The following is a 14,315-nucleotide window of genomic DNA, read 5'->3' as shown; positions in this document are numbered from 1 at the left end:
ATAGCGAAACGCCCGGAACGGGAAGGGAAGAAATGGCTGGCGCTGCTCCGTATAGCGACGAGCGGGCGCGGGAGATCATCGCGGCCCATATGGGTCTCGAAGGGCCCGCCCTGCCCATTTTGCATGCGTTAATGGCGGAATTCGGCCACGTGCCGGAGGCCGCCGTCCGGGAAATGGCCGAGGCGTTGAACATCACCCGCGCGGAAATGCATGGCGTCGTGACCTTCTATCACGACTTCCATCGGGAGCCGCATGGGCGTCACACGCTCAAGATCTGCCGCGCCGAATCGTGCCAATCCATGGGCGCGGAGAAGCAGGCGAAGGATTTCCTGGCCAAGCTGAAGCTCGAATGGGGGCAGACGACGCCTGATGGCTCGCTGACCGTCGAGCCGGTTTATTGCCTGGGTCTGTGCGCCCATAGCCCGTCGGCGCTATTTGACGGTGAGCCGATCGGATGCGTCGACGCTGCGAAGCTCGATGAAATCGTCGCGGAGGCCAAGGGCTGATGACGAAGATCTACATTCCGCTGGATATGGCCGCCGTGGCGATGGGCGCCGATCGCCTCGCCGCCGCCATCGCAAAAGAAGCCGCCGCGCGCGGCGAGTCCGTCGAGATCGTCAGGAACGGCTCGCGCGGCATGCTCTGGCTCGAACCCCTGGTGGAGGTCCAGACGGCTGCAGGCCGCATAGGCTACGGGCCGGTTTCGCTCAAGGACGTCGGCTCGCTGTTCGACGCCGGCTTTCTGACTGGCGGCGCCCATGCGCTGAACATCGGCAAGGTCGACGACCATCCATGGATGAAGCGCCAGAACCGCATCACCTTCGCGCGCTGCGGCGTGATCGACCCGTTGTCGATCGCGGAATATGAGGCTCATGGCGGCGGCGCGGGTCTCGCGCGCGCCTTCCAGATCGGGCCGGCGGCGACGATAGAGGAAGTCGCCAAGTCCGGCCTGCGGGGCCGCGGTGGCGCCGGCTTCCCGACCGGCATCAAATGGAAGACGGTGGCGGACGCGCCGGCGGACCAGCGCTATGTCGTGGTCAACGCCGACGAGGGCGACTCGGGCACTTTCGCCGACCGCATGATCATGGAAGGCGATCCGCTTTCGCTGATCGAAGGCATGATAATCTGCGGCTACGCCATCAACGGAACCAAGGGCTACGTCTATCTGCGCTCGGAATACCCGGTGGCTGCGAAGGTCTTCCAGGCGGCGATCGACGTCGCCCGCAAGGCCGGCTGGCTGGGCGACAATGTCCGCGGCTCCGGCTTCAAGTTCGACATCGAACTGCGCATCGGTGCGGGCGCCTATGTCTGCGGCGAGGAGACCTCGCTGCTCGAGAGCCTCGAGGGCAAGCGCGGCATCGTCCGCGCCAAGCCGCCGCTGCCGGCGCATGAGGGGCTTTTCGGCAAGCCTACGGTTGTAAACAACGTCCTGTCGATGGCGACCACGCCGATGATTCTCGAGAAGGGCGCTCAGCACTACGCGGATCTTGGCGTCGGCCGTTCGCGTGGCACCATGCCGCTGCAGATCGCCGGTAATGTGAAGTATGGCGGCCTGTTCGAGACCGATTTCGGCATCCCCCTGGGCGAGATCGTCAACGACATCGCCGGCGGCACGCGCTCGGGCCGTCCCGTTCGCGCGGTGCAGGTCGGCGGGCCGCTCGGCGCCTATGTGCCCGTTTCGCTGTTCGATCTGCCGTTCGACTATGAAGCTTTTGCGGCCAAGGACAGCCTCATCGGCCACGGCGGCCTCGTGATCTTCGACGACACGGTAGATATGGCCTGGATGGCGCGCTTCGGCATGGAGTTCTGCGCCATCGAAAGCTGCGGCAAGTGCACGCCCTGCCGCATCGGCTCGACCCGCGGCGTCGAGACGATCGACAAGATTCGCAAGGGCGAGAATGTCGAAGCGAATATCGAATTGTTGAAAGACTTGTGCCACACGATGAAGTTTGGCTCGCTCTGCGCGCTGGGCGGCTTTGCTCCTTATCCGGTTGAAAGCGCGCTTCGTCACTTCCCTGAGGACTTCCACAAGCCGGCCCTTGAAGCCGCTGCCGAGTGAGGTATCCGACTATGACGCTTATCAAGGAAACCGATTACGGAACGCCCGAGTCCAAATCCGAAAAGATGGTCACGCTGACCATTGACGGTAAGAGCGTCACCGTTCCCGAAGGGACGTCGATCATGCGCGCGGCGATGGAGATCGGGACCGAGATCCCGAAGCTCTGCGCCACCGACAGCATCAAGGCTTTCGGCTCCTGCCGCCTTTGCGTCATCGAGGTCGAGGGCCGCAACGGCACGCCGGCCTCCTGCACGACGCCGGTCGCGCCGGGCATCTCCGTCAAGACGCAGACGCCGCGTCTCGCCGCCATCCGTCGCGGCGTGATGGAGCTCTATATTTCGGACCATCCGCTCGACTGCCTCACCTGCGCCGCCAACGGCGACTGCGAGCTGCAGGACATGGCGGGCGCCGTGGGCCTGCGCGACGTGCGCTATGGCTATGACGGCGCCAACCACGTTTTCGCCCGCAACAACGGCGAGGTGAACTTCGACTGGAAGCCGAAGGACGAGTCGAACCCATATTTCACCTATGACCCGTCGAAGTGCATCGTCTGTAACCGCTGCGTGCGCGCCTGCGAGGAAGTGCAGGGCACTTTCGCGCTCACGATCTCCGGACGCGGTTTCGACAGCCGCGTGTCCCCCGGCATGGACGAAGCGTTCATGGAGTCGGAATGCGTGTCCTGCGGCGCCTGCGTCCAGGCCTGCCCGACCGCGACGCTCACCGAGAAATCCGTCATCGCCATCGGCCAACCGGAGCACTCGGAAGTCACCACCTGCGCCTATTGCGGCGTCGGCTGCACCTTCAAGGCCGAGATGCGCGGCGAGGAAATCGTTCGCATGGTGCCCTGGAAGGACGGCAAGGCCAATCACGGCCACAGCTGCATCAAGGGCCGCTTCGCCTATGGCTACGCCCATCACGGCGATCGCATCCTGAACCCGATGATCCGCGAGTCGATCGACGAGCCGTGGCGCGTCGTTTCCTGGGACGAGGCTCTGACGTTCGCTGCTGATCGCCTGAAGGCCGTCCAGCAGAAATACGGCCGCAATTCGGTCGGGGCCATTACCTCGTCGCGTTGCTCGAACGAGGAGACCTATCTCGTTCAGAAGCTCGTCCGCGCCGGCTTCGGCAACAACAACGTCGACACCTGCGCCCGCGTCTGCCACTCGCCGACGGGCTATGGCCTCAACCAGGCGTTCGGAACCTCCGCCGGCACGCAGGACTTCGACTCGGTCGACGAGGCGGACGTCATCCTCGTCATCGGCGCGAATCCGACCGACGCCCATCCGGTGTTCGGTTCGCGCATGAAGAAGCGCCTGCGCGAAGGCGCCAGACTGATCGTCATCGATCCGCGCCGCATCGATCTCGTGCGGTCGCCCCATATCGAGGCGGACTACCACCTGCCGCTGAAGCCCGGCACGAATGTCGCCATGGTGACGGCTCTGGCGCATGTGATCGTCAAGGAAGGCCTCGTCAATGAAGCCTTCGTGCGCGAGCGCTGCGACTGGGACGAGTTCCAGGCGTGGGCTGACTTCGTCGCCCAGGACCGCAACAGCCCGGAGGCGCTCGAAGCAACTCTCGGCGTTTCGGCCGCCGACATCCGCGGCGCGGCGCGGCTCTACGCCACGGGCGGCAATGCGGCCATTTACTACGGCCTCGGCGTGACGGAGCATTCGCAGGGCTCGACGACCGTCATGGGCATCGCCAATCTCGCCATGGCGACCGGCAATCTTGGCCGCCGCGGCGTCGGCGTGAACCCGCTGCGTGGTCAGAACAATGTCCAGGGCTCCTGCGACATGGGCTCGTTCCCGCACGAGCTGCCGGGCTACCAGCACATTTCCGGCGAAAAGGCCCGCGCGGTCTTCGAGGCGGACTGGGGCGTCAAGCTCGACAATGAGCCGGGCCTGCGCATTCCCAACATGTTCGACGCGGCGATCGAGGGCGTGTTCAAGGGCCTTTACGTGCAGGGCGAGGACATTCTGCAGTCCGACCCCGACACGCGCCATGTCTCGGCGGCTCTTGCCAACATGGAATGCGTGATCGTGCAGGACCTGTTCCTTGTGGAGACGGCGAATTACGCGCATGTCTTCCTGCCGGGCGCGACCTTCCTCGAAAAGGACGGCACCTTCACAAATGCGGAACGCCGCATCCAGCGCATTCGCAAGGTGATGAGCCCGAAGAACGGCTATGGCGACTGGGAGGTTACCCAGCTCCTTGCCAACAAGCTCGGCATGAACTGGAACTATGCGAACCCGTCCGAGATCATGGACGAGATCGCGCGCCTCACGCCGTCCTTCCGCAACGTCTCTTACGAGATGCTCGATCGCGAGGGCTCCGTGCAGTGGCCGTGCAACGATGCGGCGCCGGAAGGTATGCCGATCATGCACATCAACGGCTTCGCGCGCGGCAAGGGCAAGTTCGTCATCACCGAATATGTCCCGACGGACGAGAAGGTGGGGCCGCGCTTCCCGCTGCTGCTCACCACGGGCCGAATCCTGTCGCAGTACAACGTGGGCGCGCAAACGCGCCGCACCGAGAACAGCCAGTGGCATCCGGAAGACATTCTGGAGATCCATCCGCATGACGCGGAGGACCGTGGCGTTTGCGACGGCGATTGGGTGCGCGTGCAGAGCCGGGCCGGCGAAACCACGCTGCGCGCCAAGATCACCGATCGCGTGGCGCCGGGCGTCGTTTACACGACCTTCCACCATCCGATGACCCAGGCCAATGTCGTCACCACCGACAATTCGGACTGGGCCACCAACTGCCCCGAATACAAGGTGACCGCCGTTCAGATTTCGCCTTCCAACGGCCCCACCGAGTGGCAGGAGAAGTATCGCGAGCTGTCGGAGCAGAGCCGGCGCATCGCGACCGCAATCGACGCGGCTGAATGACCGAAACGCCGTCGCCGACGCTGAGGGTGGAATGCCTCGCGCGCCGTCACGATGTGACGGCGCGGGGGGCGCGGGTCATCCCTGAGGAAACCCCGATCGCCTTCACCTATGGCGGCTCGACACATGCCGTGATGATGGCAACGCCGGCCGACCTCGAAGATTTCGCGGTCGGCTTCGCTTTGACAGAAGGGCTGGTCGACACCGCGGAAGAGGCGGGCGAGGTAGAAATCCTCGCGTCCGAAGCGGGCGTGGAGCTCCGCGCCTGGCTCAAGGGCGGGCGTCAGGAAGCCTATTCGGAGCGCCGCCGCTCTATGGCCGGTCCCACCGGTTGCGGCCTTTGCGGCATCGAAAGCCTGGAGGCCGCCACACGAAGCCTTCCGGTCATCGACAACGCGCTCACGATCCACGCGGAGGCGCTGATCGAGGCTATGGACCGTTTGCCTGCCGCGCAGAAGATCAATCAGGAGACGCGCGCCGTTCACGCCGCAGCTTTCTGGAACCCGGCCACGGGCGCGCTGATCGTGCGTGAGGATGTCGGCCGCCACAATGCGCTCGACAAACTCGCCGGCGCCCTGGCCCGGCAGGCGATCGCAGCGTCGCAGGGCGTGGTGCTGATGACGAGCCGCGTTTCCGTGGAGCTCGTTCAGAAGGCCGCCCGAATGGGCGCGCCGATCATCGCCGCCGTCTCGGCGCCGACCGCGCTAGCCGTTCGCAACGCCGAAAAATGCGGTATCACGCTCGTCGCCGTCATGCGCGGCCGCGACTTCGAAATCTTCACCCATCCAGGACGCATTCTCGAACAGGCTGCAGCTCATGTCGCATAATTCGGTCGACAAACTCGTTAAAATGGCAAATCAGATCGGTCAGTTCTTCGGCGCGCAGGCTCATGACACGGCCGCCGGCATGGCGGACCATCTGACGAAGTTCTGGGATCCGCGCATGCGCGCAGCGATTATCGAGCATGTCGATCACGGCGGCGCAGGGCTCGATCCGATTGCGATCGATGCGGTCAAGCGCCTCGCCCATTCAGGACATATTCTCGAACAGGTCTCAGCTCATGTCGCATAATTCGGTCGACAAACTTGTTAAGATGGCCAACCAGATTGGTCAGTTCTTCGGCGCACAGACGCACGACACGGCCGCCAGCATGGCGGACCATCTGACGAAGTTCTGGGATCCGCGCATGCGCGCGGCGATTATCGACCATGTCAATCACGGCGGCGCGGGGCTTGATCCCGTCGCACTCGAGGCGGTCAAGCGACTGTCTCACCCGTCGGGAACGGCGGGCTCGGATTTGCGCTGCGGTCATGGCGGAGAGGACGGCTGAGCGACGTATCGGGGGGCGTTTCCGCCTCGTGATTGTCCAGCGTACCACACGGGCCGAATGAGTGCGATCGGACCCGCTCCGCGCCGGCATTTGAATCTTTTGCGCGCGAGAAGCGATGGACGCGCGACGCATCCTCCTTTAGGCCGTATGCCGACGCCACCGCCTCACGATTCCCGATCAGAATGAGCGATCAATGACCGACGCGATCTGCCCCTGCCGCGCCAAGGACGAGAATCCGAAATCCTATTCGGAATGTTGCGCGCCCTACATCGAGGAAGGCAAGCCCGCGCCGACCGCGGAAGCCCTGATGCGTTCGCGTTACACGGCGTTCGCGCTCGGCAAGATCGACCATCTGGTCGAGACCCTGGCGCCGGGCACGCGCGATGACTTCGATCGCAAGGCGATCACCCATTGGTCCCGTTCGTCGCAATGGCTCGGTCTCGAAATTCTCTCGACCGAACAGGGCGGCGCCGAGGATGAGACGGGCTACGTCGAATTCGTCGCGCATTTCGTCAACGACGGGCAGCGTCACGCGCATCGGGAACGTTCGCTCTTCCGCAAGGAAGATGGCCGCTGGTATTTTCTCGAAGAGGCTAATCGCAAGAACGCGCCAATCGTCAAGGGCGCTCAGCCCGGGCGCAACGACCCCTGTCCCTGCGGCTCCGGCAAGAAATACAAGAAGTGCTGCGGAGCGGCCGCCTGATTTCCCGCCAATTCGGCCGGAAGCCATTTTCGCCGGATCGACGTCAGCAGGGTTATTGACGACGCCCCGCCTCTCGGGCGCGGCCGCCTCGCGATGCGAGCTTTCATCGACTGTAATTCGAGTGCAGAAACGGCCTTGGAACAATCCGGCGCCGTGTATGAAATCGCGTTAAGCCGGTATTAAGCGCGTTGGGGCTTTTTACTACCCGTCGCTGCGAGTTGCTGTATTGTCGCGATGTCGGCAACGTCGTTTGAAACTGAATTTCACGAACGACTGTCGATCATTACTTCGGATCGGGCCAGAAAGCCCGTGGCATGACGCCAAATTCCGTCGAGCCGGTGTAACTCCGGTATGTCCCTTCGAAATCAATCCAACAAGGGATCGACGACCATGGCTAGCATTCTTGTTAACCCCTCCGCCATTACCGCCCTGCAGTCGCTGCGCAACACGCAGTCGGCTCTCAACATGACCCAGAAAGAGATCTCGACCGGCCTCAAGATTTCGACCGCCGCCGAGAACGCCTCGACCTGGGCGATCGCCGAGTCGATGAAGTCGGACAAGGGCGTGCTCTCGACGATCAGCGACTCGCTCTCCGGCGCCAAATCTGTCCTCAATGTCGCGACCGCCGCCGTGAAAAGCGCGATCTCGGTCATGAACGACATCAAGAACGCTGTCGCGCAGGCGCAGCAGCCCGGCGCTGATCAGGCCAAGATCCTGACGAGCCTTCAGCAACTCGGCAGCCAGCTCTCGAGCGTCGTGTCTTCTGCGACCTTCACGGGTCTCAACGTCACGGACGGTTCGCTCACGAGCCCGGTGAGCTTCATCGCCTCCTACAATAACGGCGGCGGCACGGCGGCGTCGGTGGTCGGCACGATCGACCTCACCGTCACTGACCTCATCAATACCGGCGGCACCGGCATTCTGGAGGCGGCTCAGGCGACCGGCTCGACCGCGGCGACCGACTTCACCGGCCTCACCGCCGCTGATCTAGCCGCGGCGACGATCGCGGACACACTGTCCAACGCCGACAAGGCGATCGCCGATCTGACGACCTATGCGGCTGAAATCGGCGCGACGGTTGCGCGCGTGTCGCAGCAGAACGAATTCATCGACACGATGAAGGATGCGCTGACGACCGGCGTGTCCTCGCTTGTGGACGCCGACATGAATGAGGCTTCGACGCGCCTGCAGGCGCTGCAGACCCAGCAGCAGCTCGGCGTGCAGTCGCTGTCGATCGCCAACCAGAATGCGCAGATGATCCTGAAGCTGTTCCAGTAAGTCTCGTCGCGTGACTTCCGGGGCCGGGCCTTTATCAGCTCGGCCCCGGTTGTTTTGAGAAGTAAATAGTTAACGCGCGTTAACCATTGTTAATAAAGGATTTACGCGGCGAATTTGCGGGCCGGGGCAACTCTCGCGCAAGGCCGCGCGAGGAGTGTGATGTTGAACGAGGCAGAAAGGAATCAAGCCTTCGCCATGGACCGCATCACGCTACTTCTGGATAATCTCAAGGCGCTGGGAACGAGGAAGCTCGCGGCGCTCGGACTCACATTCGCGCTCGTCGTCGCGATCGTATCGATTTCAGCCTATTATCTTTCGCGCCCGACGTTCGAAGTCCTTTATGCAGGGCTGGACCGCGAAGATGTCAGCCGCATCGGCTCGGTGCTGAAATCGACCGGCATTCCCTTCGACATAAATACCGAAGGCAACGCCGTCTCGGTACCCTACGGCCAGACTGCTCAGGCGCGCATGCTGCTCGCCGAGCGTGGGCTCCCGCAAAGCGCCAACGCCGGCTATGAGCTCTTCGACAAGGTGGGCGCGCTGGGACTGACCTCCTTCATGCAGGAGGTGACGCGCGTGCGCGCGCTGGAAGGCGAACTCGCGCGCACCATTCAGCTGATCCGCGGCGTAAAGGCGGCGCGCGTGCATATTGTGATGCCGGACGAGGGTTCGTTCCGCCGCGCGAAGCAGCCGCCTTCCGCCTCCGTGATCATCCGCACCGAAGGGCCGGACGACACCAGCGCGGCGCAGGCGATCCGACATCTCGTCGCCTCGTCTTTGCCTGGTATGAATGTCGATCAGGTCACGGTACTCAATACCGACGGCATGATTCTTTCGTCATCCGACGGCGACGCGACCGATGCGGTGCCCGTCAAGACGCTGACGCTCGAAAAGAACATTCAGAAGGACATTCAGGATAATATCCGTCGCACGCTCACGCCCTATCTGCGTCTGCCGAATTTCCAGGTGACGGTCCGCGCGCGAGTCAACACGGACCGCAAGCAGATCAACGAAACCATCTATGATCCCGACTCCAAGGTCGAGCGTTCCGTGCGCACGGTGAAGGAAAGCTCGCGTTCTCAGGACAGCAGCAGCGCCGCCGCGACGACCGTCACGAACAACATTCCGCAAAACGGCGTCAACAACGCCGACGGCAAGCAGTCCAATGACGAGAACAAGAAAAACGAGGAGCTGACAAACTACGAGATGTCGTCGAAGACGGTCACGACCGTCAGCGGCGGCTATAATATCGAGCATCTCTCCGTCGCGGTTCTCATCAATCGCTCCGCCTTCGCCGAGCCGAACAAGGAGCCGCCGAAGCAGGAGGCGATCGATCGCCAGCTGAAGGAAATCGAGCAGCTTATCTCGTCCGCCGCTGGACTGAAAAAGGAGCGGGGCGACGCGCTGAAGGTGACGGCTGTCGACTTCATGTTCAACGAGCATGAGATGACTCCGGTGGAAAGCCCCGGTTTCGTCGCCATGCTCGGCAGCCATCTCGGCTCCATTCTGAACATGATCGCGGCGCTCGGCATTGCCGCCCTCGTCGTGATCTTCGGCCTGGCTCCGGCGCGTCGCGCTTTGCTCGCCGAGTCGAGCACGGAGCGCACCGAACCTCCGCCGCTGATCGGCATGGGTGACCAGAGCTTCGAATCGCCGACTTTCGAGGCGCCGACCTTCGACGGCATACCGGGGCTGGCGGGAGCTACGCCCGGCGGCGCAATCGCGATGTCCGGTCCGACGCTCCTCGAAGATATCAGCGAACGCCGGCAGGACATTGCGCGGCGCAAGCTCGAAGAACTCATCCAGAATGACGAAGCACAAGCAGCAGCGGTCTTGAAACAATGGATGCGATCGTAAGACCCGGAGCCATAATCCACGACGTCTCCGCTTATTTGACGCGTTTCGACGCGCCGCCGACGGCGATGACGCTCGACGAGGAAGAGGATCGCGCCCCCGCGATGGAGAGCTTGTTCGAGGCGCCGGAGCCTGTAGCGCCCGAGCCCGAGCCCGAACCCGAGCCGCAGGTAGATCGCGAAGCAATCATCGCCGAATTTCAGGCAAGACAGGAAGCCGCGCTCGACGCCCAGCGCGCTGAATTCGAGGCGCGCCTGCGCGATGAACGCGAAAGATGGGCGACTGAGCAGGGCGCGGCGCTGAGCGCTCGGCTGGCGCAGGCGCTGGACACCGCCTTTGAAGAGCTGCGCTCGGATGTCGCGCGCATCATTTCGCCTTTCGTCGCGTGCGAGGTGACGGGGCGGGTGACGGAAGATCTGATTGCGGCGTTGCGCACGGGACTTGCCAATGACGGCGCGTCGGCCATGGAAATTCGCGGTCCCAGGGATTTGCTCGAGAAGATAGAAAGCGCCCTCGCCTCCGAGCCCGTCGCAATCAGCTGTCACGAGAGCGATGAAGTAGATGCGCGTGTGACATTCGCGTCGACGACCGTCGAAACCTCTCTGAGCGACTGGATGAACCTTCTATTGAGAGAGCGGGGCGAAAAGCGATGAGTGAAGGCCATAACGGCTCGCCGATAATCATCCGGAAAAAGCGCGGCGATGGCGACGAAGATCATCACGGCGGCGTCTGGAAACTTGCCTTTGCCGATTTCATGACGGCGATGATGGCGTTTTTTCTGGTGATGTGGCTGATCAATTCCACATCGAAGGAAACCAAAGCGGTTATTGTCCAATACTTCAACCCCGTTCAACTGATCGATTCAAATCCCGCACATAAGGGCATGCGCGATCCCAAGCAGACAGGACAAGGCAAGAGCCTTCAGAAAGCGGACGATGTAAAGACGACGCAAGAAACGGAGTCCAAGGACAAGGATTCTGCGCTGCACAAGGATCCCATAAAAACCTTGGACGAAATAGCAAAACGTGAACCGCCTCCGACTACCGCCGATGGCGCGGAGTCGTCGCCGAAAGTCGGCGCAATGACGCCCCGCGATCCTTTCGATCGCGTGGCGAAGAGCGCATCTCCGCCACAAGGCGCGGCGAAAAGCGCTCAAGAGGAAAACAAGGTCGAGTCGCCAAAAAAAGACAGCCACGCGCCAGGCGTCACGCCGGCTGAACAGGGCGAAAAAGCGAAAGCGAGCGCGGCTGCGCTGCAAGCGGAACTCGAAAAGATCGTCAATCAGGAAGCGCGTGGCGCGCACGCTGCGCCGAAGACGGAAGTCAAGCAGGTCGACGAGGGCGTATTGATCACGCTGACCGATGACGCGAATTTCTCGATGTTCGAAGTTGGATCCATTGAACCCAAGCCGCAGTTGGTCCGTATCATCGGGCAGATCGGAAAGGTTCTGGCCAAAAAGACCGGCGAGATCGAGTTGCGCGGCCATACAGACGGTCGTTCGTATACAAGCAAGAGCTACGATAACTGGCGCCTGTCATCCGATCGCGCGACCGTTGTCAACTATATGCTCATTCGCGGCGGACTGCCGCCCGCCCGCGTCGGAAAGATCGTCGGCATGGCCGACCGTCACCTGAAGACGCCAAAGGATCCGCTCGCGCCCGTCAATCGTCGCATCGAGATACTGCTGCGAGGAGACGGCCAATGAGAGGGCGCCTACTGCGCACGTTTGTTGCGGCCGGCGTTGTGATATTCAGTCACGGCGTACACGCCGTCGAATTCCCAGACATGGTGCGCGACCTTAACGGGATGCAGAATCGAATGGTGATGGGTGACGAAAAGGCGCGCGAGAATGTTGCGCGCCAGTTCGATCTCATCGAGCGTACGATCATGACCCTCGAGCCAGAGACATGGACGGAAGAAAAAAATGTCCGCGCCGCGGCAATCTATCTGTTGTGTGGCGGAGCGCCGACAAATCTGCGGGAAATATTCGACGCCAAATTCGTTTCCGACGAGTTGTCGCCATTGCTGGAAGCGGCTCTGCGTTACGCGGAAGGGCAGGACGAAGCCGCCGCCAAATTGATGGATTTCGACGCACGCCATTTTCCTCCGATACTCGGTGGACATCTCGCGCTTGTGCAGGGCGGCTCCGTGATCGGCTCCGACAACGCCCGGGCTACAGCATTGCTGGACTTAGCGCGCCTGCTTATGCCCGCGTCTCTCGTGGAAGAGGCGGCCCTGCGTCGTGAAATCAGGGCAGTCGATCCGGAAACGGACGCCGACAAGGTGAGCGCGCTCGTAAATCGGTATGTTGCAAAATATACGGCGTCGCCCTATGCGCAGAATTTCTGGACGGAGTTACGATCGATTGTCTTCAGCCCTTCGATAAACGCGGATGCGGAACTGCTCGCCAAATTCGAAGGCGCCATCGAAAAGGCTTCGACTGATCAGCGCCTCGATATTTATCTGTTGCTTTCCCGCCGCGCCATTCTAAACGGCCGTCTGGGCGAAGCCGCGAGCAAACTCGACAAGGCTGAGCAGGCTGCCGATAACCCACAAGCGCATAAGCGAATCGCAACATATCGAAATATCGTGAAATCGCTGTCAAAAGGCGATGCTTCGAGCGCATCCAACTTGCAAGATACTGATCTGAGTGCGCTGACCCGCGAGGATTCTGAAATGCTCAAGATCGCAAGCGGTGTTCTCGCACGACTTGAAAAGCCGGCGGAGACTGACCGGCATGCAATAGGCGCGAGCGCCGCGGCGCCAGAAGTCACTGCGAATGAAGAACCGCCGATCATTGCGAGCGCGCGCGTGGCGCTGGAGAAGAGCGACGAATTGCTGAAACGGAAGACAGCGCAATGAATTTTGGGGCGCGTGAAATCCTCATCTGTCCTTCATCTTCGCGCCTTGCGAGAAGTCATGACACCGACCATTTCGAGCGAGGCGAAAATGACCAGGAGCAGCCCTCAAGCGCTTTCGTCGATGCAATGAAGGCGATCTCTTCGACCGAGAAGAATCGAAACGCGCCCGATAATGTAAAATCCAAGGCCGATGATTCCCTCGTCGGCGATGCCGCTGCAACCGGGGCGTCGATGTCCAATACTGGAATCGGCATGGCGCAGATCTTCGCTGCCGCCGAATTCAGCATCTGCGCTGCCAAACAACAGAGTGCGAGGCTGGTTGAATCCGATGCAACCGCAAGCTCTCGGCAAATGATGCTCCAACAATTGATCGGAACGCAGGGCGCGTTACCCGGGCATTCGCCGGTCGGCACATGGTCGGGGCCGATCGGCGATCGGGACGGAATGACGGCGACGGTAGATCCGCTACTCAGAAGTTCCGATCTTGGCGGGATGGTACGAAGGGAATACGGATCGGCATTGGAGGCAGAAATCTCGCCCACGAAGGGCGGACCGGGTTACGCCTCTGCTTCCAGGATCGAAAAGGCAGAAAAGCCTTTCGGACAACAACTTGTGCTCAGTCGGGAAGAAGCGGCGGCGGCGAGCGATCAAATATTGACTATGGGCGGAGACGAAGCGCCGCGCCAGTCCGAAAGTTCAGCCGGGTTCGTGCAAACGTCGACGCCAGACTCACTTGGGTCGATAAATACGCAGGCGCTCATGCACGTCAGCACGTTGGAAAATCACCTGCCGATCGCAATCGGGCAGACTGTGATGATCATGGCGGGAGAAATCGCTGCGCCAACGATCGAGGCGCCCGGGGGGGCTCCCGGGTATTCGGCTCTGACGGATGATCGCGGCCCGTTGAAAATACTGAAATTCGAATTGGACCCAGCTTCGCTGGGCTCGATCTCCGTCAAGATGCGCATGATGCAGGCTCGAGTTGAAATCGAGATCGAGGTGCAGACGTCCGACACTCTTTCAATTCTTCACGACATCAAAGGTAAAATTGCAACAGCAATCGGCGTGACCGGGTACGCCGTCGACGCGTTCGACATTCGTATCGTTCCCGCGGCGCAGCCAGACTCGGGGCAAATGCGTGGTCAGGACGCCTCGCATCCACCGTCACAGGGGTTTCAGTCCGGGGAGCGCAGTTTCGCAGATGGTGACAGATCGAGACGACGACATGCTACGCCAAGGCAAGAAGATACGACGCGAGCGATTGGCGCTACTAATCATCCGCCTAGCGGCGTGCGGGGTGTCTTCATTTAGCGAAGCCTTCGCTGGCGAAAATGTGTGTGAA

The 14,315-nt window shown here is 61.7% G+C and carries 14 protein-coding genes; 13 read left to right on the top strand and 1 reads right to left on the bottom strand.

Translation table 11 applies throughout. The annotated features are described in order from the left end of the window. Positions 1–32: 32 nt before the first annotated feature. The 11 genes from LG047_RS04910 (at position 33) to LG047_RS04860 (ending at position 11,817) form a co-directional block, all read left to right on the top strand. Positions 33–506 (top strand): formate dehydrogenase subunit gamma, encoded by a 474-nt coding sequence (locus LG047_RS04910; RefSeq protein WP_036287625.1) that lies wholly within the window; start codon positions 33–35, stop codon positions 504–506. Next, complete coding sequence (locus tag LG047_RS04905; RefSeq protein ID WP_036282743.1) at positions 506–2,059, top strand: NADH-quinone oxidoreductase subunit NuoF; 1,554 nt, start codon at positions 506–508, stop codon at positions 2,057–2,059. The genes LG047_RS04910 and LG047_RS04905 overlap by 1 nt, the downstream gene beginning before the upstream one ends. A gap of 11 nt (positions 2,060–2,070) precedes the next feature. Further along, positions 2,071–4,950 carry a formate dehydrogenase subunit alpha gene (gene fdhF / locus LG047_RS04900; protein ID WP_036282742.1) on the top strand — a complete coding sequence of 960 codons (2,880 nt, stop codon included), beginning with the start codon at positions 2,071–2,073 and terminating at the stop codon, positions 4,948–4,950. Beyond that, on the top strand, positions 4,947–5,774 hold the full coding sequence (gene fdhD, locus LG047_RS04895) for a formate dehydrogenase accessory sulfurtransferase FdhD (RefSeq protein WP_227965761.1): 828 nt from the start codon (positions 4,947–4,949) through the stop codon (positions 5,772–5,774). Before fdhF ends, fdhD begins: the two co-directional genes overlap by 4 nt. Beyond that, on the top strand, positions 5,764–6,018 hold the full coding sequence (locus tag LG047_RS04890) for a formate dehydrogenase subunit delta (protein WP_227965760.1): 255 nt from the start codon (positions 5,764–5,766) through the stop codon (positions 6,016–6,018). The genes fdhD and LG047_RS04890 overlap by 11 nt, the downstream gene beginning before the upstream one ends. Before the next feature lie 22 nt (positions 6,019–6,040). Then, positions 6,041–6,277: a formate dehydrogenase subunit delta gene (locus LG047_RS04885; RefSeq protein WP_370634996.1), complete on the top strand. Its 237-nt coding sequence runs from the start codon at positions 6,041–6,043 to the stop codon at positions 6,275–6,277. 193 nt (positions 6,278–6,470) lie between these two features. Further along, positions 6,471–6,980 carry a YchJ family protein gene (locus LG047_RS04880; protein WP_036282737.1) on the top strand — a complete coding sequence of 170 codons (510 nt, stop codon included), beginning with the start codon at positions 6,471–6,473 and terminating at the stop codon, positions 6,978–6,980. 390 nt (positions 6,981–7,370) lie between these two features. Next, entirely contained in the window at positions 7,371–8,258 is an 888-nt protein-coding gene (locus LG047_RS04875; RefSeq protein WP_227965759.1) for a flagellin, read from the top strand. Positions 8,259–8,417: 159 nt separating this feature from the next. Next, positions 8,418–10,115: a flagellar basal-body MS-ring/collar protein FliF gene (gene fliF, locus LG047_RS04870; protein ID WP_227965758.1), complete on the top strand. Its 1,698-nt coding sequence runs from the start codon at positions 8,418–8,420 to the stop codon at positions 10,113–10,115. A 35-nt stretch (positions 10,116–10,150) separates the two neighbouring features. Beyond that, positions 10,151–10,765 (top strand): hypothetical protein, encoded by a 615-nt coding sequence (locus LG047_RS04865; RefSeq protein ID WP_227965757.1) that lies wholly within the window; start codon positions 10,151–10,153, stop codon positions 10,763–10,765. Beyond that, the gene (locus LG047_RS04860) at positions 10,762–11,817 is read left to right on the top strand and encodes a flagellar motor protein MotB (RefSeq protein ID WP_227965756.1); all 1,056 of its coding nucleotides are present in this window, start codon (positions 10,762–10,764) and stop codon (positions 11,815–11,817) included. Before LG047_RS04865 ends, LG047_RS04860 begins: the two co-directional genes overlap by 4 nt. Positions 11,818–11,825: 8 nt before the next feature. On the opposite strand, the gene LG047_RS04855 is transcribed toward LG047_RS04860, so the two are convergent. Next, positions 11,826–12,212: a hypothetical protein gene (locus tag LG047_RS04855; protein ID WP_227965755.1), complete on the bottom strand. Its 387-nt coding sequence runs from the start codon at positions 12,210–12,212 to the stop codon at positions 11,826–11,828. Here LG047_RS04855 and LG047_RS04850 point away from each other — a divergent pair. Beyond that, positions 12,192–12,974, top strand: coding sequence for a hypothetical protein (locus LG047_RS04850; RefSeq protein ID WP_227965754.1), 783 nt, complete (start codon positions 12,192–12,194; stop codon positions 12,972–12,974). The genes LG047_RS04855 and LG047_RS04850 overlap by 21 nt on opposite strands. Beyond that, the gene (locus LG047_RS04845; RefSeq protein ID WP_227965753.1) at positions 12,971–14,284 is read left to right on the top strand and encodes a hypothetical protein; all 1,314 of its coding nucleotides are present in this window, start codon (positions 12,971–12,973) and stop codon (positions 14,282–14,284) included. Before LG047_RS04850 ends, LG047_RS04845 begins: the two co-directional genes overlap by 4 nt. Positions 14,285–14,315: the final 31 nt, after the last annotated feature.

This window comes from Methylocystis sp. WRRC1 (genome assembly GCF_020733155.1).
GTDB lineage: Bacteria > Pseudomonadota > Alphaproteobacteria > Rhizobiales > Beijerinckiaceae > Methylocystis.
The sequence above is the reverse complement of the archived record's forward strand: the minus strand, read 5'-3'. Positions and strand labels throughout refer to the sequence as shown.